Origin of the sequence: uncultured Gelidibacter sp. (genome assembly GCF_947500795.1) — a bacterium.
Lineage (GTDB): Bacteria > Bacteroidota > Bacteroidia > Flavobacteriales > Flavobacteriaceae > Gelidibacter.
The window spans coordinates 1-26,014 of sequence record NZ_CANMTE010000006.1; the positions used below are offsets into that span (position 1 = coordinate 1).

At 37.1% G+C, this 26,014-nt stretch carries 18 protein-coding genes; 8 read left to right on the forward strand and 10 right to left on the reverse strand.

The features are described from left to right. Positions 1–656: 656 nt before the first annotated feature. Both Q0947_RS13000 and Q0947_RS13005 read right to left on the reverse strand, forming a co-directional pair. On the reverse strand, positions 657–1,010 hold the full coding sequence (locus Q0947_RS13000) for a hypothetical protein (RefSeq protein ID WP_299398386.1): 354 nt from the start codon (positions 1,008–1,010) through the stop codon (positions 657–659). Then, on the reverse strand, positions 1,010–2,800 hold the full coding sequence (locus Q0947_RS13005; RefSeq protein WP_299398389.1) for a hypothetical protein: 1,791 nt from the start codon (positions 2,798–2,800) through the stop codon (positions 1,010–1,012). Before Q0947_RS13005 ends, Q0947_RS13000 begins: the two co-directional genes overlap by 1 nt. Positions 2,801–3,063: 263 nt before the next feature. On the opposite strand from Q0947_RS13005, the gene Q0947_RS13010 reads away from it, so the two are divergent. Next, positions 3,064–3,591 carry a DUF5004 domain-containing protein gene (locus Q0947_RS13010; RefSeq protein ID WP_299398393.1) on the forward strand — a complete coding sequence of 176 codons (528 nt, stop codon included), beginning with the start codon at positions 3,064–3,066 and terminating at the stop codon, positions 3,589–3,591. A gap of 71 nt (positions 3,592–3,662) precedes the next feature. Here the strand turns inward: Q0947_RS13010 and Q0947_RS13015 are convergent, their stop codons facing one another. The 3 genes from Q0947_RS13015 to Q0947_RS13025 all read right to left on the reverse strand — a co-directional run bounded on the left by Q0947_RS13015 (position 3,663) and on the right by Q0947_RS13025 (position 6,740). Next, on the reverse strand, positions 3,663–4,697 hold the full coding sequence (locus Q0947_RS13015; protein ID WP_299398397.1) for an aldo/keto reductase: 1,035 nt from the start codon (positions 4,695–4,697) through the stop codon (positions 3,663–3,665). 244 nt (positions 4,698–4,941) lie between these two features. Next, positions 4,942–5,898, reverse strand: a complete 957-nt coding sequence (locus Q0947_RS13020; protein ID WP_299398402.1) for an OmpA family protein — start codon at positions 5,896–5,898, stop codon at positions 4,942–4,944. A 56-nt stretch (positions 5,899–5,954) separates the two neighbouring features. Further along, complete coding sequence (locus Q0947_RS13025) at positions 5,955–6,740, reverse strand: exodeoxyribonuclease III (RefSeq protein WP_299398405.1); 786 nt, start codon at positions 6,738–6,740, stop codon at positions 5,955–5,957. 279 nt (positions 6,741–7,019) lie between these two features. On the opposite strand from Q0947_RS13025, the gene Q0947_RS13030 reads away from it, so the two are divergent. The 5 genes from Q0947_RS13030 to Q0947_RS13050 all read left to right on the forward strand — a co-directional run bounded on the left by Q0947_RS13030 (position 7,020) and on the right by Q0947_RS13050 (position 18,307). Then, complete coding sequence (locus Q0947_RS13030; RefSeq protein ID WP_299398409.1) at positions 7,020–10,343, forward strand: hypothetical protein; 3,324 nt, start codon at positions 7,020–7,022, stop codon at positions 10,341–10,343. Between the two features lie 55 nt (positions 10,344–10,398). After that, positions 10,399–10,788, forward strand: a complete 390-nt coding sequence (locus Q0947_RS13035) for a hypothetical protein (protein WP_299398412.1) — start codon at positions 10,399–10,401, stop codon at positions 10,786–10,788. Between the two features lie 68 nt (positions 10,789–10,856). Next, on the forward strand, positions 10,857–15,167 hold the full coding sequence (locus Q0947_RS13040) for a CusA/CzcA family heavy metal efflux RND transporter (RefSeq protein ID WP_299398415.1): 4,311 nt from the start codon (positions 10,857–10,859) through the stop codon (positions 15,165–15,167). After that, complete coding sequence (locus tag Q0947_RS13045) at positions 15,167–16,312, forward strand: efflux RND transporter periplasmic adaptor subunit (protein ID WP_299398418.1); 1,146 nt, start codon at positions 15,167–15,169, stop codon at positions 16,310–16,312. The genes Q0947_RS13040 and Q0947_RS13045 overlap by 1 nt, the downstream gene beginning before the upstream one ends. A 9-nt stretch (positions 16,313–16,321) precedes the next feature. Next, positions 16,322–18,307 carry a heavy metal translocating P-type ATPase gene (locus tag Q0947_RS13050; RefSeq protein ID WP_299398421.1) on the forward strand — a complete coding sequence of 662 codons (1,986 nt, stop codon included), beginning with the start codon at positions 16,322–16,324 and terminating at the stop codon, positions 18,305–18,307. Between the two features lie 114 nt (positions 18,308–18,421). On the opposite strand, the gene Q0947_RS13055 is transcribed toward Q0947_RS13050, so the two are convergent. Further along, positions 18,422–19,963 (reverse strand): glycine--tRNA ligase, encoded by a 1,542-nt coding sequence (locus tag Q0947_RS13055; RefSeq protein WP_299398425.1) that lies wholly within the window; start codon positions 19,961–19,963, stop codon positions 18,422–18,424. A gap of 62 nt (positions 19,964–20,025) precedes the next feature. After that, positions 20,026–20,907 (reverse strand): hypothetical protein, encoded by an 882-nt coding sequence (locus tag Q0947_RS13060; protein ID WP_299398429.1) that lies wholly within the window; start codon positions 20,905–20,907, stop codon positions 20,026–20,028. 86 nt (positions 20,908–20,993) lie between these two features. Here Q0947_RS13060 and Q0947_RS13065 point away from each other — a divergent pair, with 86 nt between their 5' ends. Both Q0947_RS13065 and Q0947_RS13070 read left to right on the forward strand, forming a co-directional pair. Then, a complete protein-coding gene (locus Q0947_RS13065; protein WP_299398433.1) occupies positions 20,994–21,674 on the forward strand; it encodes a phosphoribosyltransferase family protein in 681 nt (226 codons plus the stop codon). A gap of 53 nt (positions 21,675–21,727) precedes the next feature. Further along, the gene (locus tag Q0947_RS13070; protein ID WP_299398438.1) at positions 21,728–23,359 is read left to right on the forward strand and encodes an Ig-like domain-containing domain; all 1,632 of its coding nucleotides are present in this window, start codon (positions 21,728–21,730) and stop codon (positions 23,357–23,359) included. Here Q0947_RS13070 and Q0947_RS13075 read toward each other — a convergent pair. From Q0947_RS13075 to Q0947_RS13085, 3 genes are all read right to left on the reverse strand, one after another. Next, a complete protein-coding gene (locus tag Q0947_RS13075) occupies positions 23,319–24,098 on the reverse strand; it encodes an amidohydrolase (protein ID WP_299398443.1) in 780 nt (259 codons plus the stop codon). The two genes, Q0947_RS13070 and Q0947_RS13075, sit on opposite strands and share 41 nt — an antisense overlap. Then, positions 24,098–24,565: a hypothetical protein gene (locus Q0947_RS13080; RefSeq protein WP_299398447.1), complete on the reverse strand. Its 468-nt coding sequence runs from the start codon at positions 24,563–24,565 to the stop codon at positions 24,098–24,100. Before Q0947_RS13080 ends, Q0947_RS13075 begins: the two co-directional genes overlap by 1 nt. 176 nt (positions 24,566–24,741) lie before the next feature. Then, positions 24,742–25,884: a methionine aminotransferase gene (locus tag Q0947_RS13085; protein WP_299398450.1), complete on the reverse strand. Its 1,143-nt coding sequence runs from the start codon at positions 25,882–25,884 to the stop codon at positions 24,742–24,744. Between the last annotated feature and the right edge of the window lie 130 nt (positions 25,885–26,014).

Genomic DNA, 26,014 nt, shown 5'->3' on the forward strand with positions numbered 1-26,014 from the left:
TGCTCTTTCTCATAATACTGTCTAAATTAAGATAATTATTCTACTTTTAAACAGTTCGGTTTTAGGGGAAGCTTACACCTTTTTTTATCATATTTTTCTGAAAAGTAGATTAAATCGCCCAAATATTCAATTCCAAGTAATCCATAAGTTTATTTGTTATGAGATAATATACTTAATATTTTTTCAATATTTTTATTTTCTTTTTTTTCCATTAATTATAAAATGTTATTTTACCAATTGTCACTCCATTATCAACATAATCGATTGAATATTCATATTGCCATTCATTTGCAAAAGTTCTTGCACGATACGTAATATTTTCGACAATAAATTTTTATATAAGTTGTTTTTAGAAACACTTAAAAAAGAATAGTATTTAAAACCTATTTCGTCCGTGGAGTAAAAATTGGATTCATCAATAACGTCAAAACTATTCGGATTTTCAAAGGTTAATTTTATTAAACTTGCATTTTATAATGCCCTAGAATTATTTCCAAATGGCTATTTTGTTTATTTGCAAGAAAATTGATAGAATTGACGTCAAAATAAATACCGTCAGCAACTCATATTTCTATTTCTTTTAACCTGAGTTTGACGTAACTCTTCTTTGCTAAATTGTTACGTCGAACACAGGTTATTAATTTATAATATAAAATTTATAGTTCAAATGAAATCAAATAATACCTATCAACTTTGTCCATTTTATCCCAATTTTTGTTTATGTAAATTTCTATTTTATCAAATTCTGAAGCGTCAGATGGAGGAGGATATATATAGTTATATGTTAAGTTGAAGCTAATTTTAGCTATATTTCTTTTCATTATACTTTTTGAAAGTAACAATAATGTTTTTCTTAAATCATCATCATCCAAATCCCTCTTTTTGTCATGTTTTTCCAAAAGATTAACCAAATCTCCTAAATGTTCAATTCCAAGTAAACCATAAGTTTGTTTGTTATTAGATAATATACTTAATATTTTTTCAATATTTTTATTTTCTTTTTTTTCCATTAATTATAAAATCTCAATTTACCTATTAGTATTCCATTTCTATAATAATCTATTGTGTACCCATACGACCAATCAGAGGCGACAGTTCTGGCATTATACTTAATATTTCCATTAATTAAGAATTTCACATTAGGAGAAGAAGTGTTTTGCCATGGTATATTATATTTTTGCTGTATCAAATCTTTGTATTGATTAAAAGACCTATTATTAATTGCATAATTTGGGACGCTATTTGGGTTGGTTATATTAGAGTAATTTATTTTATCACTGGCATATGTTGTAGATGATGAGTTAGCAGCGTTTAAATTGGTTGCCGTGGCCACAAAGATATGAGCAAGATAAATATAATAATTAGGATTGGTTAAAGCATCGGCCCACATATCTTTTAATCCAGAAAAATAATCTCCTGCTGCTATAGCTATTTGGCCTTCAGAAGGGATTCCATTCAAATACACTAAATTTGCCGCAGCAGTATATATGGTAATTTTGTCTTGAAAATCGGAAAGAGCGTTTGCTTTTATGACATACTCAATACCTAAATTATTAGTTCTTAATGCGCTATAAAAAACCAATTTGTCATTAATACCATAATGAGGCGTTAGATTATATTCCCCAATTTGTATTTGATTGGTGCCAATACTATATAAGGAAAGATCTAATAATGCGTTACTTTTGTATTTAGCTATTAAATAAAGTTCAATAGGGTTTCCTGTAATAGGGTTTTCTATGTTATTGATATAGCTTGTTACTTCATATTCATCAAAATTTACCTGATAGCCGTTATACCAAGATTCAATTGAGGCAAGAGCAAATGCCTTCATTTCCATATTTGGATTGTTTCCCAAAAACGATTTAATTATATTTGCTTCAGTATCGTTCTCAAAAAGCCATAGTAATTGGTTATAAGAGAGTGTACTATCAAGCAAATCATTGATGTCATTGGCAATAATATCTTCTCCACAATCATTTGTTTGACAATTAGGTGGCAACGTAATACCTGTGTCCACACCGTCATTGCCTCCGTAGGGTGGGTTGCTCGCATTTGGTCCTCCTGTGTCCGTTTGTCCTCCGGTAGTGCCTCCACCACCAGACTCTCCATCACATGTTGTAGTTGGGGTTGCCTGAACTATCCAAGTTGAATATGGTGGGTTTCCACCAGCGGTTTCATAGTTACAGCTTCCAGCCTGGCCTGCTCCTGAATGTTCGCCCGTATAGCAATCATGTTTAATTTCGACGAAATTATACTCGTAACTTTCCTCACATCTATTGGCATACAATCCTGAAACGCTTTCAATATCGATTTCTTGAAAACCAATGACCTCAAAGCTGTTTTCTTCGTTGTTAAGTCCATCGGGAAAGAGATATGTAATTAAGTACGCACTGTATTCGGTATCTGACGTTTTTTTTGATAGAATTAAGTTTTCTATGATGTTTGCTTCACTCTCATGAGGTCTTTCAATGTAAAAGGAATAGGACTCCTTTGTGCCGTTTGGTGCTGCTATATAGGTTACCCTATCTTTAAAAATGGTAAAATCATCTGTTTCTAAAATTTCTCCCTTTGATACGTATACTCCTTTCTTGTTCTTTTGCGCAGACAGAGTATTTAGTTTGTTAAAAAGAAGGGCGTTTTTTTTTATAAAACTGAAATTATTATGGATAACGGTAAAATTCAGCTCTTGATTTTCAGAATCAAGAGTTATATCGTTCTCCTTTTCACAACTTGTGCTAACTAATATTGTAAATAGTAATAGAGCTGCAGTTTTGATCCATTTTCTAAAATTTGAAGTCATAATGAAAAAATTAAGTTGATACACCGTTACTATATACAAAGTGAAATTTTATTATGGTTACGGGGAAACCGTAATGCTGTTACGGTAAAACCGTAGTGTTGAAGGAAGACGCGGTTTTAGAGCTCAATAAAAAAGATCAAATACATGAAATATTTTATAAGGTTTAAACTAAATGGTATTTTCTTTGGATTTTTTTCCTTTTTTCAAAGCAACCTTTTCGAAATCTATGCATCTTATAAAGGAACTTAAAAACTACAAAAAGCATGAAAAAAATGAATTTAATGATGAAATCTTTACTAGTATTTACCGCACTGTTTATGGTAGGTTGTAACAACGATGACGGTATTGTATGCCCAGAAGCTTTAACGGGCGAATTAACAGCTGCTGAAACTGAATTTTCAGGACAATGGGTGTTCAGCGGATTGGTTGCTGAAGATGCATTAGATATTACTGATGATAAAACAGATAACCCAGATAAAGATTTGTATGCTCAGTATTCTGACTGTCAACGCGATTTGTTATATACGTTTATGGCCAATAGAGGTTATGAATTTAAACAAGGCCATACTGCTGCTGCAGATTGTGATGGAAAACAAAGTGTAATGGGAACTTGGAGCCTTACAGACAAAGTCTTGACTTATGTTTCTGGCTGTTCTACGCAAACAGTTGAAATAGAATTGAATGATGAAAAGGATGCCTTCACTTATAAGGCCTTAGTGAATATTCGTGAGGTTAATGGACTTATCAGAAACACAAAAGTGACATTTACCTTTGAAAAAATACAAGGGTAATTACATACTTGATGCAAGTAAAAAAAGCGGATTTAATAATCCACTTTTTTTTTGTTTATTACTCACTGCTATTATGCCGAAGGGTTAGGGATCACCTTATGAACCTCTTCAATAGCATCTAAAACATCCTGATTTAGTGTCAAATTGATGCTTTCTATGTTTTCTTTAAGTTGCGTCATGTTGGTAGCGCCTATAATATTACTCGTTACAAAGGGCTGCTGTGTTACAAATGCTAAAGACATTTGTGATAAAAGTAAATTGTGTTCCTCAGCAATTTCCAGATAGCGTTTGGTTGCTTCTGTACATGAGGAACTGCTGTATCTTGCAAATCGGGTAAAACGATTCAATCGACTATCTTTTGTGTCTTCACCTTTTATATACTTGCCTGATAAAACGCCACATCCTAAAGGAGAATAGGCCAAAAGTCCGATATCTTCTCGCATGGCTATTTCTGCCATATCGCCTTCAAATAGTCGATTGAGTAAAGAGTACGCATTTTGCACGGTAAGCATTCTTGGCAAATCGTGTTTTTTAGATTCCTCTAAATAACGCATGGTTCCCCAAGCTTTTTCATTTGAAATACCGATGTGTCTTACCTTTCCAGATTTTATAATGCCATCAAACGTGTGGAGTATTTCCTTAAAATTATCCTGCCATGCTTCCTCTTCATGTTTATAATCGCGAATTCCCAAAGTGTTCGTGTTGCGTTCTGGCCAATGTAGTTGATAGAGATCTATATAATCCGTTTTTAAACGCCTCAAACTGTTATTGACGGCGTCTTCCAAAGCTTCCGGACTAAACCCATTTGTTCTTATGTGTGCAGTATATTCGCCAGGGCCAGCAATTTTAGAGGCTAAAACAACCTTGTTTCGGTTACCGGTTTTTTCAAACCAATTGCCAATAATCCGTTCTGTATCAGCATAAGTTTTTGCTTCAGCGGGTACTGGATACAATTCTGCGGTATCAAAAAAGTTAATGCCTTGGTCTAAAGCGTAGTCCATTTGTTCAAAACCTTCAGCTTGGGTGTTTTGAAGTCCCCAAGTCATGGTTCCTAAACACAATTTGCTGACTTTAATATCGGTATGTGGAAGTGTGGTGTATTTCATGGCTATGCCCTTTAAAATTGGGGCTGGTTTTTGAGTGTGATTCTTATGAAGTTCAAAGATAAAAAAAACCTTTCAGCTGTGAGGGACTGAAAGGTTTCTAATGTTGATGATGTTTTATTTTGATAAATAGGGTTTCGACTGCGCTCAACCTGACATTGGGTTTCGACTGCGCTCAACCTGACATGAGGTTTCGACTGCGCTCAACCTGACATAATGATTCGATTGTTCCCTATGATATTCGTTATTAATCGTTTAATAATTTTGAAATCTCATCTAATTTTGGGGTCAAAATCACTTCAATACGTCGGTTTTTAGCTTTGCCTTCACTAGTATCATTGGAAGCGATTGGTGCATATTCACCGCGTCCTGCTGCTGTTAAGTTTTCAGGATTGATTGCTGGATTTTCTCTCAAAATTTGAACAATTGCCGTAGCACGTTTCGTTGATAAGTCCCAGTTACTATTCATAACACCAGTACCCGTATAAGGGTCGTTGTCTGTGTGGCCTTCAATTAAAATAGCGATTTCAGGGTTTTCCGCTAAAACAGCTCCCAACTGATTTACAGCTTGTTTGCCATTGGTGCCTACAGCCCAGCTGCCAGATTGGAACAATAATTTATTTTCCATAGATACATACACTTTCCCGTCACGCTGTTCTACTGTTAACCCCTTACCTTCAAAATTTGTTAGGGCTTTTGAAATGGCATTTTTAAGTTTGTTCATTGCTGCATCTTTTGAAGCAATAACACTTTCGAGCTCTGCAATTCGTTGTGAACGCGCTTCCATATCTTGTTTTAGCTTTTCCAAACGTGCGTTTTCAGTTGCAAGTGCTTGTTCCTTTGCTTCTAAACGCGCTAATAATTCTCTGTTCTTTTTAGAATTTTCGGCAATTGCAGATGAACTATTTTGCTCTAAAGCCTCATATGATTTTTGTAGATTATCAAGATTGGTTTTAGCGGCGTCATAATCTCTTTGTAATTGGTTGCGCTTTGCCGTGGTATCATCATAATCTCTCTGTAGTTGCGACAGCCTATTTTGAGAAATGAGCAAATCTTTTTTAAGATCGGCATTCTCATCAGAAACTTTTCTATTCTCTTTCCTAAGAGAAGCATATTTACTCTCTAAATCAGTGTAGAGTTTTTTAGACACACAAGACGTTGTCAATACAAGTGTCAATGCTATAAGGGACAATTTCTTAATCATGTTTATTATTTTTATTGTTAGTTTTTTTAAGGTGATATTTATCGTGAAACTACAGATCAATGCTCAATCTCAAGCAATATTGGGCAGTGGTCGCTATGAACGGCGTCCGACAAGATAACGCTGCGTTTCAATCGTTCTTGTAATGGAGCATTCACTAAGGCATAATCCAATCGCCAACCTTTGTTTCTTGCTCTTGAATTGGCTCTATAGCTCCACCAAGTATAGTGGTCAGGTTCTTTATTAAAATGTCTGAAAGAATCTATAAAACCACTGTTCAAGAAATTCCCTATCCATTTGCGTTCTACAGGAAGAAACCCAGAGACGTTAGAAAGTCCTTTCGGATTATGAATGTCTATTTCTTCGTGACAAATGTTATAATCGCCCAAAATAATGAGGTTAGGAATTCTCGTTTTCAGATCGTCTACATACGCCTGAAACATATCCATATAATCAAATTTGTGCTGTAAACGCGCATCATTAGTGCCTGAAGGCAAATACAAGCTCATAACTGAGACACCTTCTTTCCCAGGGGCACTCGGTGGGAAATCGGCGCGTATATTTCGTCCTTCAAAATCCATAGATGGAATCCCTGTGCCATATTCAACATGGTCTGGCTTAATCTTACTCAGAATGGCAACGCCACTATAACCTTTTTTTTGAGCACTAAACCAATAGTGATATTTATAGCCAGCATCTTCAAAAAGCTGGACGTCAACTTGCTCTTTCATGGCTTTTATTTCTTGCAGACAAAGAACATCTGGATTGGCACTTTTTAACCAATCTATAAAACCTTTATTGAGTGCTGCGCGAATGCCATTAACATTGTAAGAAATAATTTTCATTTGGATACTATCAATAGTTGGGGTAAAGTGCAAAGATTAAGCTTCCCTTTTGAATAGGCTATTTATTAGGCTGTTGTTTATACTTTGTACTTGATTAATCGGCTAAATTAAATAATACTGTACTTTTATACGATAATTTTAAAGGCATTTTAACGATTGAACCGTTGCTGCCTTTAGAAGTTAATTCAACTCATGAAAATTGCTGTTGCTCTTGTTTTCTTTTTAACCTGTTGTTGTGTGTATGCACAGCAACCAACGTCTAATTATCGGACAAAGAAAATGGCAGTCAAAGCGTTAATTGAAATTGATTCGGTAAGCATCAACTCGAGTCAGTTCAGTTTAAAAACGAAGGATGGAATTATACTTGACAGCTCTTATTACAGCATCGATTTTTCTAAAGCGCTCTTGACCTTTAAAAAACAGGTAGCTACTGACTCTGTAATCATCGATTACCTAAGGTATCCAAATTTTGTTACCCGTAAATATTTTCAGCTGGACGAGAAGATTATTGTGGATAATACTGATAATATGCAGCAATTATATCGACTGCAACAATCCACCCTAAATAAAAATTTCACCCCTTTTGATGGGTTGACAACTTCGGGAAGTATTTCCAGAGGCGTAACTATTGGGAGCAATCAGAATTCGGTATTGAATAGCGAATTGGATCTACAAATCTCCGGTAAGTTGAGTGATAAAGTGTCTCTGCGAGCCTCCATTCAGGATGCTAATATTCCTTTGCAGGAAAGTGGCTATTCGCAACGATTGGACGAATTTGATCAGGTTTTTATTGAATTGTTCAGCGACGATTGGCGCATTAGGGCAGGGGATATTGATTTGGAGAATACCAACTCCTATTTTGCGAGTTTCAGTAAACGTGTTCAAGGTTTGTTGGTGGATGTCAATTTGGAAAATGACGCTTCAAAAACCAATCTTTTTGCTGCTGGGGCTTTGGTGCGCGGGCAATTTACGACAAGTCAATTTACAGCTCAAGAAGGCAATCAGGGACCTTATAAGCTGCGCGGCCCAAATAATGAATTGTATGTATTGGTGGTTTCTGGCAGCGAAACGGTTTACGTGAATGGAACTCCAATTAAACGGGGTGAAAATCAGGATTACATCATCGATTATAACGCGGGAGAAATTATTTTTAATGCGACGTTTCCTATAACTTCAGAAATGCGAATTACCGTAGATTACCAATTTAGCGAACGTAATTTTTCACGATTTACAGTGTTTGGTGGTGGCGGGTTTCAAACTGAAAAATTCAAGATTGGCGCTTCGGTTTATTCTGAAGTAGATTCTAAAAATCAGCCTTTACAGCAAAACTTATCGCCAGAGCAAGTACAAATTCTCGCCAATGCAGGGGATGATCCTACTTTAATGGTGGCGCCATCAGGTGTGCCGGAAGGGTATAATAAAAATCGGATTTTGTATCGAAGAGACGTTATTGATGGGGCTGAAGTTTACGTGTTTTCAAGTAACCCTGAAGATGAGTTGTACAGTGTAAAGTTCCGATTGGTTGGCGAAAATCAAGGGGATTATGTCTTGGCGAATAGCAATGCGGTTTCCAATATTTATGAATATGTATCACCAATTTCCGGCGTGCCTCAAGGTAATTATGCGCCCATTGTTAAATTAATTGCCCCTACAAAATTACAAGTTGCTGTAGTGAACGGCAACTATCAACCGACAGATCGAACGGAAATCTATTTTGAAGCTGCAGGAAGTAAGACCGACTTGAATCTTTTTTCTGATATAGACGATGCGAATAATGATGGTTTTGCTGGAAAACTCCGTGTAAGACAAGATATTACCAAATCAGATAGTTTATGGAATCTTTCGGCAATTCTTGATGCAGATGTTATTCAGGAAAATTTTAAAACCATTCAACGTTTATATGACGCCGAATTTAGTAGAGATTGGAACTTGGAAACGCCTATTGGAAATCAAAATTTGTTGACTGCCGGTCTCGAACTTTTCAATCCGAAGAAAGGATTTGCATCCTATAAATTTGAACATCTTAGATATTCTGATCAATTTAATGGGAACCGCCACAGTGCATTTGCAAGCTTAAGATTTGGAAATTGGCAAGTGTTTACCAATACAAGCATTCTAAACAGTGAAAGTAACAGCTCAGAATCTACATTTTTAAGAACATTTAATAGGGTATCCTATAATTTCAAAAAGCAGTGGGTGGGTACAAAAATTGCTGCGGAAGATAATGAGCAACGCAATATCATAACCAATCAATTAACGGCATTGAGTCAGCGCTTTAAATCGGCAGAAGTGTTTTACGGCCTTGGAGATAGCACCAAAGTATTCGCGGAAGTAGGTTATAAACATCGTGTCAATGACAGTTTAAGAAATAATAATCTCGAAAAAGTAAGTAGTTCCAACACCTATTATCTCAAATCTAAAATTATACAAAATGCATCAACCGACTTAGGAGTTTATGTCAATTATCGCACATTAAAATCTGCTGATAAAGCAATTAAAGATGAGCAGTCCTTAAACTCGCGAGTGATTTTTAATAAGCAACTCTTTGATCAAATGGTCCAATGGAACACCGTTTATGAAACCAACGCAGGCAGTCTGCCTCAACAGGATTTTACATATGTGAATGTTGAACCTGGCCAAGGTGCCTACACGTGGATTGACTATAACAATAACGGTGTCCAGGAACTTAATGAGTTTGAAATTGCACAGTTTCAAGATCAGGGGGAATATATCCGCGTGTTGCTGCCTAATCAAGTATTCGTTAAAACGCATCAAAACAGATTGAGCCAAACCATTACCATAAATCCGCAGCAATGGGCGGTGAGTGAAACGAATGCCAAGAAATTCTGGTCTCACTTTTATAATCAAACTTCGTATTTGGTAGATCGAAAAATAAACAGAGAGGAGAACACTTTTGATCTCAACCCGTTTGCAGATGCTGATGACAGACAATTGGCATTGAATAAAAGTGTCCGAAATGTCCTGTTTTTCAATCGAGGGAAGCAGCACTTCACCACTTCATATACATTTTTAACCAATACGGCAAGAACGCTACTTTCTATAGGATTTCAGGAAAGTAAGTTGAAAAGTCATCAGCTTAATTTTAATCATAAGTTTGCCCAAAGTTGGTTGTTAAATGTGAAAGGCAGCTTAGAAGAAAATGAGAGTTTGAGTGAGAATTTTGTCTCTCGGAATTATCAAATTGAGGAAACCCGCGTAAAGCCAAAACTGTCTTATCTTCTGAATGATAATGTGCGTTTTGACATGTTTTATCAATACACCTCAAAAGACAACACCATTGGTAATCTGGAGCGTTTGCTCCAAAATAATTTAGGATTTTCATTCACTTATAATACCGCTCAAAAATTAGGGCTCACGGGTGAAATCAATTTTTTTGACAATGCTTTCGACGGAAATTCAAACACCCCAATTTCTTACCAAATGCTTGAAGGTTTACAGCCTGGCAAAAATTTCACCTGGACCTTATTAGCGCAGAAAAAATTGACGGCATTTTTAGATTTAAATTTTAATTATTTCGGTCGTAAAACAGAAACATCAAAGACGATCCATACGGGCACTATTCAGTTAAAAGCATATTTTTAGAACTTGACAGTTATCATGGATATCCATATATAATTTTTGTAGCTTTGTCGAAATCATGTCAAAGTTACTCGCCATATTTTATGCCACCTTGATCGGTTTTCAAAGTTTGAATATCAGCTTTGAAGATGCGTCAAAGCTGAGTGCGCTTATAGAACATGCAACTTACCATCAAGAGACGTATGGCGATTCATTCGCGCAATTTATATCTGAACATTATGGTGCATCGTTAGTACAACATGAAAATGAGCATTCAGAACACGAAAATCTTCCTTTTAAGCATGACGGTCATAATAGCTGTCAAGTCCATACAAATTTCACGTTATTACACTTTGATATTTTAAAGCCTTACGAGACGTTTACTGAAATTCCTTTCAACTTCTTCTACAAGGAAAGCACATCTTTATTTGAGAAACCGTCTGTGTTTCAACCGCCACAACTGGCATAATTGCTATGATTTTAAGTTATTATAAATAAGCCGTTTCTCTATGGCTTAAAACACTTTACGCATACATTATGTTAGAAAACATTATTAAATTTAGTTTAAGGAATAAGCTGATTATTCTACTATTTATGGGATTTGTAGTGGGTTTTGGAATTTACTCCTTAACAAAAATCTCCATTGGTGCCGTTCCGGATATCACCAATAATCAAGTGCAGGTCATCACCACGTCGCGCAACTTATCCACTCAAGACGTTGAACAGTTTATTAGTTATCCGATAGAATTGGAAATGGCGAATCTACCCGGCGTTGTGGAGATTCGATCCATCTCAAAATTCGGACTTTCAGTTGTTACCATCGTTTTTGAAGATGACATGGGCACTTACTTGCCACGACAATTGATTGCCGAAAAGATAAAATCCGCATCCGATAAAATCCCTGAAGGTTTTGGGACACCGGAAATGGGTCCAATTACCACAGGACTGGGAGAAATCTACCAATATATCTTAGATGTGAAACCCGGGTATGAAGACCGGTATAGCATTACAGAATTGCGCACCATTCAAGATTGGATTGTCAAACGGCAATTGTCTGGAATTCCGGGGGTCGTGGAGGTCAATACGTGGGGAGGCTTTTTAAAGCAATATGAAGTGGCCATCAATCCGCAGCAATTGACTGCCATGAACATTTCAATCTCCGAACTATACGAGGCGCTCGAAAAAAATAATAGTGTTGCGGGTGGTGGCTATATTGAAAAGACCAATCAGGCTTTCTTTATTAGAGGGGAAGGCTTGATCAGTTCCTTAGAGGATATTGAAAATATTGTGGTTAAAAACGATGGTGTGCCGACCTTGATTAAGGATGTCGCTACCGTTGGTTTTGGAAGTGCCACACGTTTTGGAGCCATTACTGGAAATGGTGAAGGGGAGAAAGTTTTGGGTCAGATCATGATGATTAAGGATGGCGACTCTAAGAAAATCATTGAAGCGGTAAAGGATCGGGTGGCGTCTATTGAAGAAACTTTACCTGAAGGTGTCTATATCAATGCGTTTTTAGAACGTACAGAACTTATTGACAAAACCACATTTACCGTAGCGGAAAACTTAATTTTAGGCTCTCTCATCGTCATTTTTGTAGTCGTCTTATTATTGGGAAATTGGCGTTCAGGCCTAGTAGTCGCCTCAGTGATTCCGTTAAGTTTGCTATTTGCCATTTCTCTGATGAATGTCTTTGGAGTAGATGCCAATTTAATGAGCCTCGGGGCTATTGATTTCGGAATTATCATTGATGGGTCGGTAATTATTGTAGAATTTATTGCCTTTCAAATCACCACCCAAAGTGCCAAAATAAAAGGACTCACTAAAATCGATCAGCAGGCGGGAATTGATGATATTACGTTAAAAAGTGCCTCTAAAATGATGAATTCTGCCATATTTGGGCAGCTCATCATTCTCATCGTCTTTATCCCTATTCTGTCCTTAAGTGGAGTGGAAGGCAAAATGTTTAAGCCCATGGCTATGACCTTTAGTTTTGCCTTAGTAGGGGCCATGATTTTTTGTCTTACTTATGTTCCCGTAGTATCCTCAATGTTTTTGAAGGCCACTAAACAAAGCGAAACCAATATTTCGGCTCGCTTAATGCGCTTTTTAAACAAAAAATACCGACCAGTAATCCATTGGGCATTGTTAAACACACGCATTGTCATTGGAGTGTCAGTGGTGTTGTTGGTATTAAGTGGCTGGATTTTTAGTAGGATGGGAGGCGAGTTTGTACCTACGCTCGATGAAGGTGATTTTGTGATCCAACCCGTTTTAAAGACGGGAACCTCATTAAGTAAAACCATTGAAATCACTACTAAAATAGAGCAGATTTTACTCGATAATTTTCCTGAAGTAGAACAGGTGGTCACGCGTATTGGTGCTGCCGAAGTGCCTACTGACCCAATGTCTATGGAAGAAAGTGATGTGATTATAAAATTAAAACCAAAGAGTGAATGGGTATCGGCGAGTTCTAAAAATGAATTGGCCGATAAATTTAAGGAAGCCCTTCTCGTCATCCCAGGAATGGACGTAGAGTTTACCCAACCGATAGAAATGCGTTTTAATGAGTTGATTACGGGAGTGAGGGCAGATGTAGCGATTAAAGTTTTTGGTGAAGACCTATCCGTTTTAGCGCGCAAGGCGGAGGAAATTAGTGGGCTGATTCAAGACGTTGAAGGTGCTTCAGATATTATTGTGGAAAAAGTAGAAGGCTTACCACAAATGAGCGTCAACTTTAATCGGGCCAAAATTGCACGTTACGGATTGAATATTGCTGATTTGAACCAACTTATTTCTGCTGGATTTGCTGGCGGCATTGTGGGGAGTGTGTTTGAAGGCGAAAAACGATTTGATTTGGTGGTCCGGCTCGAAGCCTCCAAACGGAAAAATTTGGAAAGTCTTCAGAATCTGTATGTAGATACCCCCAATGGCGGTAAAATTCCGTTGAGTGAATTGGCCGAGATTAGTTATAGCACTGGTCCTGCCAAAATATCGAGAGATGATACCAAGCGTCGCATTGTGGTTGGTGTCAATGTGAGAAACAGAGATTTACAGTCTGTTGTTGATGAGGTTCAGGCGCTTATTGAAACAAATGTAAAACTCCCTGCTGGGTACAGCATCACGTATGGAGGGCAGTTTGAGAATTTACAAAGTGCCAAGGCGAGGTTATTAGTGGCGGTTCCTATTGCGTTGTTATTAATTTTTATTCTATTGTATTTTGCCTTCCATTCCGTTAAAGATGCCTTATTGATTTATACGGCAATTCCACTTTCGGCAGTTGGGGGGATATTATTTTTATGGCTTCGCGATTTACCGTTTAGTATTTCAGCAGGTGTCGGGTTTATTGCGCTTTTCGGAATTGCAGTGCTTAACGGGATTGTGTTGATAGAACATTTTAAAGAACTCAAAAGTGAAGGCATGACCAATATTGAAGAACGTATCAAAAGAGGAACGCAAGAACGGTTAAGGCCGGTATTATTGACCGCTTCAGCGGCGGCACTAGGGTTTTTGCCAATGGCTATTTCTACCAATGCTGGAGCAGAAGTGCAACGTCCGTTAGCCACCGTCGTCATTGGTGGTTTGATTAGTGCAACCATTCTAACTCTAGTTGTATTGCCGGTACTGTACGCTTGGGTGGAAAAGAAAAAAGATCTGAAAATGAAAAAATCAGGAGTGATTACTTTACTAGCGCTGATGTTGACTTTCAATATGAATGCTCAAGAACAACCGATGACTATTGAAGAAACCATTAACATCGCCATTGAAAATAACGCCGGCCTAAAAGCCTCTTCCTTGCAAATTGAGGAAACTGATGCTTTAGTTGGAAGTGCTTTCAGCTTCGATAAAACCGAAATATTCTATAAACATGAGAATGATGCGGGTGCCAATGAAGCTTTAAAAGTGTTTGGGGTTTCTCAAGATTTTAAGTTTCCTACCGTCTATTTTGCCGATAGAAACGTTAACAGGTCTAAGGTTGGCTTGCAAGAGTCGGCACACGCTATTAAGCTTCAACGTTTGAAAAAGGAAGTGTATGCGGCCTATTATAATCTGAGTTACGCTAAAAACAAATCAGAATCTTATCGGTTTTTAGACAGTTTATACCAAAATTTTGCCAAGGCTGCCAAGCGCCGATTTGAATTGGGAGAAACTAATTATTTAGAAATGATCACCGCTCAATCCAAACAAAAACAATTGGAAACCTTGTATAGGCAAGCGCAGCAACAAGAAGTCATTTATAAGGCACAGTTACGGAAAATTGTTCAAGTGGAAGACATAACTGTCAATGAGGATGCTTTACAGAAATTGGAACTCAACCCACAAGCGCTCAATGCCAATGTTGGTTTACTGTATTATGACGCATCCAAAACATTCTATGAGGCTAAATTGCAACAGGAAAAACAAAGTTTACTCCCTGATATAACGCTCGAATATCAACAAGGTGCCAATGATGGCTTTAATAATGACTTTGTGGGTTACCAAGTGGGATTAAAGATTCCTTTGTTGTTTTCGGGTAATTCCTCAAAAATAAAAGCGTCAAAACTTGCTCAAGAAATTGTTGAAGAGCAGCAACAGGACTATCAAACCAAATGGGAAGCTGAAAAAGAGGCATTATACGCCCAATTGCAGCAGTATCGTGAAGCTGTGTTGTACTATGAAACCCAAGGCAAGCAGTTGTCAGAAGAAATTATAAAAACAGCAGAACGCACGCTTAAAGAGGGCGAGATTGATTTTTTCCAATACATTTTAAGTGTGGAGACTTCAAAAGATATCGAAATGACTTATTTGGATAATCTTAATGCCTATAATCAAACTATAATTGCAATCAATCATCTAATTTTAAACTAATGAAACAGCTATATATCTTATTTGTTTTCACGCTTTTTATGGCCTGTGGAAATAATAAAAACGAAGAAAAAACAGAAGAGTCGAAAGTGGCGACCAATGCACTGGTCATCACCAAAGCCCAATTTGAAGGAGAAAAAATGACTTTTGGCAGCATTGCCGAACATGAATTTAATACGACTATTAAGGTCAACGGCATGATTGATGTGCCCACCCAAAACAAATCGAGTGTGAGCACATTTATCGGCGGTTACGTGACCAAAAATCCGCTATTGGTGGGCGATGAGGTTAAGAAAGGGCAATATCTGCTCACTTTAGAAAACACAGAGATTGTGGAAATACAGCAGGAATATGCCGAGGTAGCTGAACAGCTCAATTTCTTGAAGTCGGAATTTACCCGTCAAAAGACGCTTTATGATGAAAATATCACCTCACAAAAGAACTTTTTAAAGGCTGAAAGCACTTATAAAAGCAGTTTGGCACATTACAACGGCTTAAAAAAGAAGTTGCAAATGATGAACCTTAATCCGGCATCAGTAGAAAAAGGAACTATTAGCTCCAGTATTAATCTATACGCTCCCATTGATGGATTTGTAACTAAAGTTAACATCAGCAACGGGACTTACGTGTCGCCGTCAGATATTATAATGGAAATTATTGATACAGAGCATATTCATTTAGAATTATCAGTTTTTGAAAAGGATATTCTTAAAATTAAGAAAGGTCAGCCTATCAACTTTAGAATTCCAGAAGCATCTGATAGCATTTACAAAGCAGAAGTGCATTTGGTTGGGACCACAATTGATCCTGAAAACAGACGTGTGGTGGTTCACGGCCATATAGAGAATGACCACACCGCATTTATTGTAGGTATGTTTGCAGAAGCTTACATTGTTGTGGGCGCTTCTAAAGGAATGGCTTTGCCCAAAACCGCAGTAATTCAGCAAGAAGATGATTTTTATGCACTCGTGTTGGAGCGCGAAACCGCAAATGGCTATGAGTTCAAACAAGTGAAATTAGATGTAGGAAGTGAAACTGAAGATATGCTGGAAGTGTTAAATTCAGTATCTTTAAAAAATAAAAAAATTGTTACGGATGGTACCTATATGCTGCTCAACGACGCAGATGAGGGTGGACATTCACACTAAAATATAGTTATGGCAGAACATTCTAATGATACCCATGATCATTCTCACGATCATAATGGTATTTTCGGTAAACGTACAGAATTATACTTCTCTTTGCTGTGCGGCGTTTTTCTATTAATAGGGTTTTTAATTAAAACTTTCGGATCCGAAACACAATCCATATGGATGTACCTCACGCCATTTCTAATTTCTTATGCATTTGGAGGGTACTTTATTACTATTGAAGCATTCGAAAAAATTAAAAGAGGCGGCTTTGAAATTGACTTTTTAATGATTGCAGCAGCTATTGGTGCTGCCTATATTGGAAGTTGGGCTGAAGGCGCATTGTTATTGTTTTTGTTCAGTTTAGGGCACGCTTTAGAAAGTTATGCCATGAACAAGGCTAAAAAATCAATTGAAGCATTAGGAGATTTAACGCCTAAAACAGCGTTGGTGAAGCGTGACGATAAAATTGAAGAAGTTGCCATTGAAGAATTGAAAATCAATGACATTATTGTGGTTAAACCACATTCTAAAATCTCTGCGGATGGCGTAATTATTAGTGGAAGTAGTGCTATTAATCAAGCGCCTATTACGGGAGAAAGTATGCCTATTGATAAAACCGCGATTGCGTCGACTCATAATCTTCCAGATTTTAAAGATATTGATGCCGCTCACGTCGTTTTTACAGGAACCATTAATGGCGATGGAAGCATTGAAGTGCTTGTGATGAAATTGAGTAAAGATTCCACCGTAGCACGACTCGTCAAGATGGTAAGCGAGGTAGAAACTCAAAAGTCGCCGACACAGCGCATGACCAAGAAGTTTGAAAAATGGTATGTGCCTATCGTTATTTTGGTGGTGATTATACTATGTTTTGCTTACGTAGTGGTGGATGAACCTTTTGGTGACAGTTTGTATCGTGCCATCACGGTATTGGTGGCAGCAAGTCCATGCGCCTTAGCAATTTCAACACCGAGTGCTGTTTTAAGCGGAATTGCGAGAGCAGCACAAAAAGGGGTGTTGATCAAAGGTGGGAAAGCGTTGGAAGATTTAGGATCCATCACCACCATCGCTTTTGATAAAACAGGAACACTTACTGAAGGCAAACCGAAACTCACCAATGTAGTGCCTTACAAATACACAGAAACTGGTTTGGCGCGTCTTGTTTTTGAAGTGGAAAGCTTGAGTAATCATCCGTTGGCAAGGGCCATTGCAAAAGATTTACAATTGCTTTATGTGATGGAACATGAGAATATGGCATCAAATGTTACTGCCATTCAAGGAAAAGGAATCAGTGCTACTTTTAAAGAAAAACCTGTATTTATAGGGAATGAAAAATTAATGACCGATGAAGGCATGACCATCGCTCCTGATTTGCTTTTAGAGATGCAGGAGATGCTGTTGGGAGGTCATACGGCCATGTTAGTGGCGTATGATAAGGAAGTTGTTGGATTGATTAGCGTAATGGATATTCCAAGGGCAACGGCTGTTAGTACGTTGAAAAAATTAAAGGCCATCGGTATAAAACGAATGGTAATGCTTACTGGAGATCATCAAAATGTGGGAGATGCAATTGCCAAACGTATTGGATTGACTGAAGCGCGAGGTAATTTATTACCAGAAGACAAGGTGGAAGCTGTTAAAAAATTAATGCAACGCGATGGTAAGATCGCAATGGTTGGTGATGGCGTTAACGATGCACCTGCAATGGCATATAGCACTGTGAGTGTTGCTATGGGCGCTGCTGGAAGTGATGTGGCATTAGAAACAGCTGATGTAGCCTTAATGTCTGATAAAATTGAAATGTTGCCTTTTGTTATTGGTTTGAGTAGAGCTTCCAAACGAATTATCACCCAAAATATTTGGATCAGTATGGGCGTAGTGGCGCTATTGGTTCCTGCTACTATTCTAGATCTTACAAGTATCGGATTGGCAGTGGCTTTCCATGAAGGTTCCACTTTGGTAGTCGTTATTAACGCGCTGAGGTTGTTGGTGTATTCTGAGGATAAATAAGGAATTCAACTACATACAATAACTGAAGTTATTAAACAAAAATCCCAAAATCCATTATAATAGGATTTTGGGATTTTATATGTATAGACTTGAAATTCCTGTAACTACGGAAGTTTACATTTTTTTCAACCACGTTTTCATATCAACTTCTTGTTTGATAATCTCACGTAAATCTTCAATTTTTACTCGTTTTTGCTCCATAGTGTCTCTATGACGGATAGTTACCGTTTGGTCTTCTAAAGTGTCATGATCTACTGTGATACAAAACGGTGTACCGTTAGCATCCTGTCTTCTATAACGTCTGCCTACCGCATCTTTTTCATCATAAGTGACATTGAAATCCCATTTCAAATCGTCCATAATTTGACGTGCAATCTCTGGTAACCCATCCTTCTTAACCAATGGAAGAATAGCTGCTTTAACCGGCGCTAATACAGCTGGTAATTTTAAAACGGTTCTTGTGGTATTGTTTTCCAATTCCTCTTCAACCAAAGCATTTGAAAACACGGCTAAGAACATACGGTCTAAACCAATTGAAGTTTCCATCACGTAAGGTGTGTAGCTTTCATTGGTTTCATGGTCAAAATACTGTAGTTTTTTACCTGAAAACTCTTCGTGCTGTTTTAAATCGAAATCGGTTCTTGAATGGATGCCTTCCAATTCCTTAAATCCGAATGGGAATTTGAATTCGATATCAGTAGCAGCATCTGCATAATGTGCCAATTTTTCATGGTCATGGAAACGGTAGTTTTCAGTGCCCATACCTAAAGATAAATGCCACTTCATACGCGCTTCTTTCCAATACTCAAACCATTCTTTTTGTGTGCCTGGCTTGATAAAGAATTGCATTTCCATTTGTTCAAACTCGCGCATTCTGAAAATAAACTGTCTTGCAACAATTTCATTTCTAAACGCTTTTCCTGTTTGGGCAATTCCAAACGGAATTTTCATACGTCCTGTTTTTTGAACGTTTAGGAAGTTTACAAAAATTCCCTGTGCCGTTTCTGGACGTAAGTATAGATCCATCGCACTTTCGGCTGAAGCACCTAATTTTGTGCCGAACATCAAGTTGAATTGCTTTACTTCGGTCCAATTTCTACTCCCCGTTAACGGATCAGCAATTTCTAATTCCTCAATAAGCGCTTTCACATCAGCTAAATCTTCAGATTCCAAAGATTTTGCCATGCGTGACAAGATGGTTTTTATTTTATCATAATAGCCAACAACTCTAGGGTTGGTGGTTATAAATTCTTCTTTATTAAAAGCATCCCCAAAACGTTTGGCAGCTTTATCAACTTCCTTATCAATTTTGGCTTCTATTTTAGCGCAGTAGTCTTCTATTAAAACATCTGCACGGTAGCGCTTTTTAGAATCCTTATTGTCAATTAAAGGGTCGTTAAACGCATCCACGTGCCCTGACGCTTTCCAAGTGGTTGGGTGCATAAAAATTGAGGAGTCAATGCCCACAATGTTGTCATGCATTTGTACCATGGCTTTCCACCAGTAGTCACGTATATTTTTCTTTAATTCAGCCCCATTTTGTGCATAGTCATAAACTGCACTTAGGCCATCGTATATTTCACTGCTTTGAAACACGTATCCATATTCCTTAGCGTGAGATACAACTTTCTTAAATTGATCGTCCTGATTTGTCATGTTGCAAAAATAGAAAACCCTTCCAATTAAAGGAACGGTTTAGATGAATAAATTTTATGGGATTAGTTTAAAATAACTTGTGTGCTACCAAGTTTACGGTCTTTATGGAAAACCGAGACATAATATACGCCTTTTGTGAAAGGTTTGTCGTTTTCTTGGGCCACTATGCTAGTGCAAACATCAACAACTTTATTGTTGTAATCGATGATTTGTTTGTTGCTATAAATGAGTAGAGATTCGCCAAATTGAACAGCGCCTTTATCGGCGATCACATTATTTAACGGATTCAAAACTTGAATGTAGATTTCTTTTGCGCCTTTTTCTGCAAGTAAATTTTCAGCCAATGTAAAACATACATCAATGCGATTGGTTTGAGATGCTTTGGAGGTTTCATTGGCATTTGCGCCAGATTTGAATGCCTCTGCATGAAAGGAATTTGCCGTTAATACGGAAGCACTTTCAATCTTTTTGTGAAGCGATGCATTTGTTTTTAAAAGCGAATTGGTTGTCTTTTTCTCTTCGTTAAGAGCATTAATCGCTAATAATTTATCTCGTTTTAGATTTTCGTTTAAAGTTGTGAGGGAATCGATTGTCCTGAAAAGGGTGTTGTTTCGCGATTTAAGCTCAGAAAATTCAGATTTGAATCGGGTAAATACTGAAAAATCACTTGAAAGTATTCTTAGTTTGTCTAATGCTGATTTGGTATTCTTTTTGGCGACAAGAAGTTGTTGCGATAGCAGGTCGCTATTTTCAGTTATCTCATCGTATTTTTCGAGCATTTGAGACAACTCAATTTCGACTAACTTTTTCTCTTGATTTAAAAATTGTTGATGTGCTTTTTCAGATTCATAAGTTGTAAAACTAAGCACACTTAAAACGACAACTGCAACAATCAATGAACCAATAATGAGCTTGTAGTTAATAAATTGAGGGTTAACTATCATTATTAATTATTAAGGGAAATAAGGATTGATTTCTTAATTGACGAAATTATAGATTAAGTTTGTTCTAGTCACTTTTAATCGTTTAAATGGTAAAAAATTTGTTAAACTTATTCTTTCCTCAGATTTGTCTGTCATGTGACAACCAATTGGAAGATAATGAACTACATGTTTGTACTTCGTGCCGACATGAATTGCCATTGACAAATTTTGAAAACATTCAACAGAATGAAGTCGCCAAAATTCTCTACGGAAGAGTGCAGTTAAAATATGCATCATCACTCTTATGGTTTTCCAAAAAAGGCCTTGTCCAGCATCTGCTTCAAAACTTAAAATATAAAGGGCATGAGGAAGTTGGCGAATTTTTAGGCATTTGGTTAGGTGAAGAATTGTCAAAACTTGAGGGATTTAGGACTGTGGACGTTGTTGTTCCTGTCCCTTTACATTCCAAACGATTGCGGCAACGTGGCTATAATCAAGTTCATAAATTCGGAGCCGAGATTGCCCAAGCTTTAAATTGCGATTTTAACACGCATGTTCTTCAAAAGACAAAAGCAACCAAAACCCAGGTTTTTAAAGATCGGTTAAGACGTTGGAATAATGATGATACGGTGTTTTCTATTACAGAGTATGAAAGCTTAAAGGGAAAGCATATTTTATTGGTGGACGATATCATTACAACAGGAGCAACCATCGAAACTTGTGCAAATGCCTTGTTGAAAATTGAAGGCGTTACATTAAGTGTGGCCACTATGGCAATTGCTGAGTAATTTTTCCATTTCAACTAAATATGTCGTTAATTTGCTAAAATTTGTGTTTGGTGATGGTAAAAACCTATTATAAACTATTTCTTTTTGTTGGAATTCTTGTAACCCTTGTCAATTGTGCCAATAGAGGTACGCCTTCAGGAGGGGAAAAGGACACGCAACCACCACGAATTACAAAATCATCACCAGAAAATTATACGACTAATTTTAAGGGTAAGGAAATCAAGATCTATTTTGATGAATATATCAAGATTAAGAATGTCCAAAAACAGCTGATTATCTCGCCTCCAATGGATCCGATGCCGGATGTTATGCCTCTTGGAAGTGCGAGTAAATACATCACCATAAAAATCAACGATACCTTACAGGCTAATACAACTTATGCGTTCAATTTCGGACAAAGTATTGTAGATAACAATGAGGAAAATCCATATTCTTATTACAAATATGTGTTTTCTACGGGTAATTATATCGATTCGCTATCTGTAAAAGGTGCTATTATTGATGCCGAAAAACGTGAGCCAGAAAAATTTGTTACGGTCATGTTGTACGAGGTTGATGAGACATTTTCAGATTCGACAGTTTACAAGAAACATCCTAAATACGTGACCAACACATTAGATAGTGTGAGCACGTTTAGTATTGATAATATTAAAGCAGGTAAATACCGTTTGGTCGCTTTAAAGGATGACAATGGGAATTATACGTATCAGCAGAAATCGGATAAAATCGGGTTTTACGATAAGGAAATAACAGTGCCAACAGATTCGTTTTATGAATTGAAATTGTTTAAGGAAATCGCCGATTTCAGTGTGGAACGTCCAATGCAAGTAGCAAAACAAAAAATTGAATTTGGGTTTAGAGGTGATTATAAATCGGCCACCATTGAAATGTTAGGCGATAAGCCTGAAGGTTTTGAACACCGTATAGTTAAAGATGCTGAAAAGGACACGCTCTATTATTGGTACAAACCTAAAGTTGAAATGGATACGACTTATTTTGTTGTAAAAAATAAAATGTTTACTGATACTTTAAAACATCGGTTCAGAGATTTAAAAGTGGATTCTTTAAGCATAAAATCTTCTGTAACGAGTACGATTAATTTTGATGATGATTTTGCGATTGACGCCAATGTGCCTCTCGAAAAATTAGATGAAAGCAAGGTGTCAATTATCGACAAGGATTCAATGAATATAGCATTCCGTACAGAGTTTGATACCCTTAAAAATAGGTTTCGTTTTAAGTTTGATAAAACCGAAGCCAATACGTATAAGATTCAAATATTGCCAAAAGGGATTACCGATTTCTATGGGAATGTCAATGATACCTTAAGGTATGAGTTTAAAACCAAAAGATTTTCTGAACTTTCTGATGTGCGTGTAACGTTGGTAGACGCCGTGTATCCTGTAATTGTACAGTTGACGGATGATAAGGGCGTGGTGAAGTACGAACAATTTGCTGATGAACCACGCATGTTCGATTTCAGACATATCAATCCAGCAAAATATTATTTAAGGGTTGTTTTTGATGCGAATGGGAACCGAAAATGGGATACAGGAAATTATCTAAAAAAGATCCAACCTGAGCGTATCAGCTATAAACCGAACGTTATTGATGCAAGAACAGGTTGGGATACGGTTGAGGAATTTATTTTATTGAAAACTGATCCTGATCCGATAGAAAACTAAGTTTGTCTCTATAGGTTGTGATATCGTCTTTTTTAAGGCTCACAATTTCGATGGCTTCTTCATCAAAAGGGATGTTGTCTAACCGATTGCCCAATACATCATAAGCGGCAGAATGACCCGAATATTCATGATTGTTGTCGTCTGTGCCCACTCTGTTAACACCCACACAATAACTCATGTTTTCAATGGCACGTGCTTTTAACAACGTGTCCCAAGCAACCATCCGCGAAGCTGGCCAATTGGCAACGTAAATAAGTAAATCGTAATTTTCAACGTTTCTTGACCATACGGGGAATCTCAGATCATAACAGATAAGCGGGCAAATTTTCCAGCCTTTATAATCTACAATAAGTTTTTTGTCACCCGCGGTATAGACTTTGTCTTCACCCGCAAGCGTGAACGTATGGCGCTTATCATACTGCTCAATGCTTCCATTAGGATGCACAAAAACCATACGGTTATAATAGTTGCCATTTTCACTGATGACAACACTTCCTGTAATGGCAATTTGTTTTTTGGTCGCTACTGTTTTTAGCCACGAAATTGTTTCACCTTCCATAGTTTCCGCCACGTGGGAAGGATTCATCGTGAATCCGGAGGTGAACATTTCAGGCAGCACGACAAGATCTACAGTAGCATCAAGCGATTCGATTTTTTTTGAAAAATCGGCTCTATTTTGCTGCGGATTTTCCCAAGCTAGCTTGGATTGAATTAGGGCAATATTTAAAAATTTAGACACTATGAACGTCTCAGGTTTTTAGTTGCCTTATCTAAATCTTTTTTATAGCGCTCTAAGCTCTTAAGCCATTTTGCCTCATCATTTGGAGACAATTTCCCTCTCATTTTAAGCCTTTCGTATTTCTCCTGATTTTGGTTCAGTTTTTTAGTGGCTCTTTCAAATCTGTCTTGTGCTTTTTGCTTCTTTTTTAATTCTTTAGCCGCTTGTTTCTGAGCCTTTTCTGCGTTTTTAGCGTTCTTCTCAAGTCTTTTTCTAGCATCTTCAGCTTTTTTCGCTTCTTTCTGCTGCGTTTTAAGAGTTTTAAAAATAGCATCTTTTTCGCCTTTTTCAAGGGTAGCAGTAATGTCAACACCGTCTTTAAAAATAGCTTTCTTTCTCACTTCATATGCTGTTCCTTTGCTAATAACTTCTTGAGCATTAACGAAAGTACCTAAGCATAAAAACAATACGAGTATCCAAGTTTTCATAATATAATATTTAGATTTTTAAATAGCGCATAGTTCCTTTCAACGTCATCAAACCTATGCGATTTATTCTGCTACAAAAGTAAGCGATTTTAGGATCATTTTTTAATTTTTTAGAGTTCAAATACACGTTGAAAACTTAGTCATATCCGGAACAAGCATTTAATAAATTGCAAACATCAAATAGTATTTAAAATATCAGCGGCCTGTTTTAAGGTATCATCAGTTTTGGCCAAACAAAACCGTAGCACTTTATTGTCTAAATTATGAGTATTAAACACGGATAGGGGGATGGACGCGATTTTGTGATCTATGGTCAATCGTTTTGCAAACTCAACGTCGTTTTCAGTTGTGATTGTTGAGTAGTCCAAAACCTGAAAATAGGTCCCTTTTGCCGGAGTGAATTTAAATCGAGAATCCGCTATGAGACTTAAGAATAAATCGCGCTTCTGTTGATAAAAATTAGAAAGTCCAAGATAATGGTTTGGTTCCTGTAAGTATTCCGCTAACGCCTTCTGTACAGGGTGATTGACGCAAAACACATTAAATTGATGCGCTTTTTGAAACTCGGCCATTAACTCTTTCGGAGCACAGCAATAACCGGTTTTCCATCCTGTATTATGAAATGTTTTCCCAAAAGAGGCCACAATAAAGCTTCTCGATTTCAAATCTGGAAATAAACAGGCGCTTTGGTGTTTCTCGTCATCAAAAATAATATGCTCATACACTTCATCACTCAGTAAAATGATATTTGTTCCCCTTAATAAATCTTCCAATTTGAGCATGTCGTCCTTAGAAAAAATAGTGCCACTAGGGTTTTGTGGGGTGTTGATGATGATCATTTTCGTTTTGTAGGTAATGATCTTTTTAACTTCATCCCAATTCACTTTATAATCTGGCGCTTCTAATTGTACCGAAATAACTTTACCGCCATTGAGTTCTACGGCTGGGTCATAACAATCATAAGCTGGCCTGAAAATAATCACTTCATCGTCTTGTTTTATAAACGCCGAAATAATCGTGAAGATGGCTTGTGTTGCGCCCGCAGTTACGGTAATTTCTGAATCCGGATGATATGATGTATTGTAGAGATTCTCAAATTTATTCGCAATTGCCACACGTAATTCCATGATTCCAGCCATAGGAGCATACTGATTATGGCCTGAATTCATCGCATTACTAACTAAATCAATGAGTTTTTGATCACTCTTAAAATTTGGAAACCCTTGAGATAAATTAAGTGCGTGATGTTCTTGAGCCAGGCTGCTCATTACTGTAAATATAGTGGTGCCCACATTGGGAAGCTTGGAACGGTGTTGCATTTTTGAATGGTTTTGAAATAAGAAGATAATATAAACAAAAAAACTCACAATGATAGCGATGGGTTCTTTACTATTCAGTTATGTGTTAAAGCTGTAATTCATATGTAAATAGTTTACTTTTCGTAGCGGC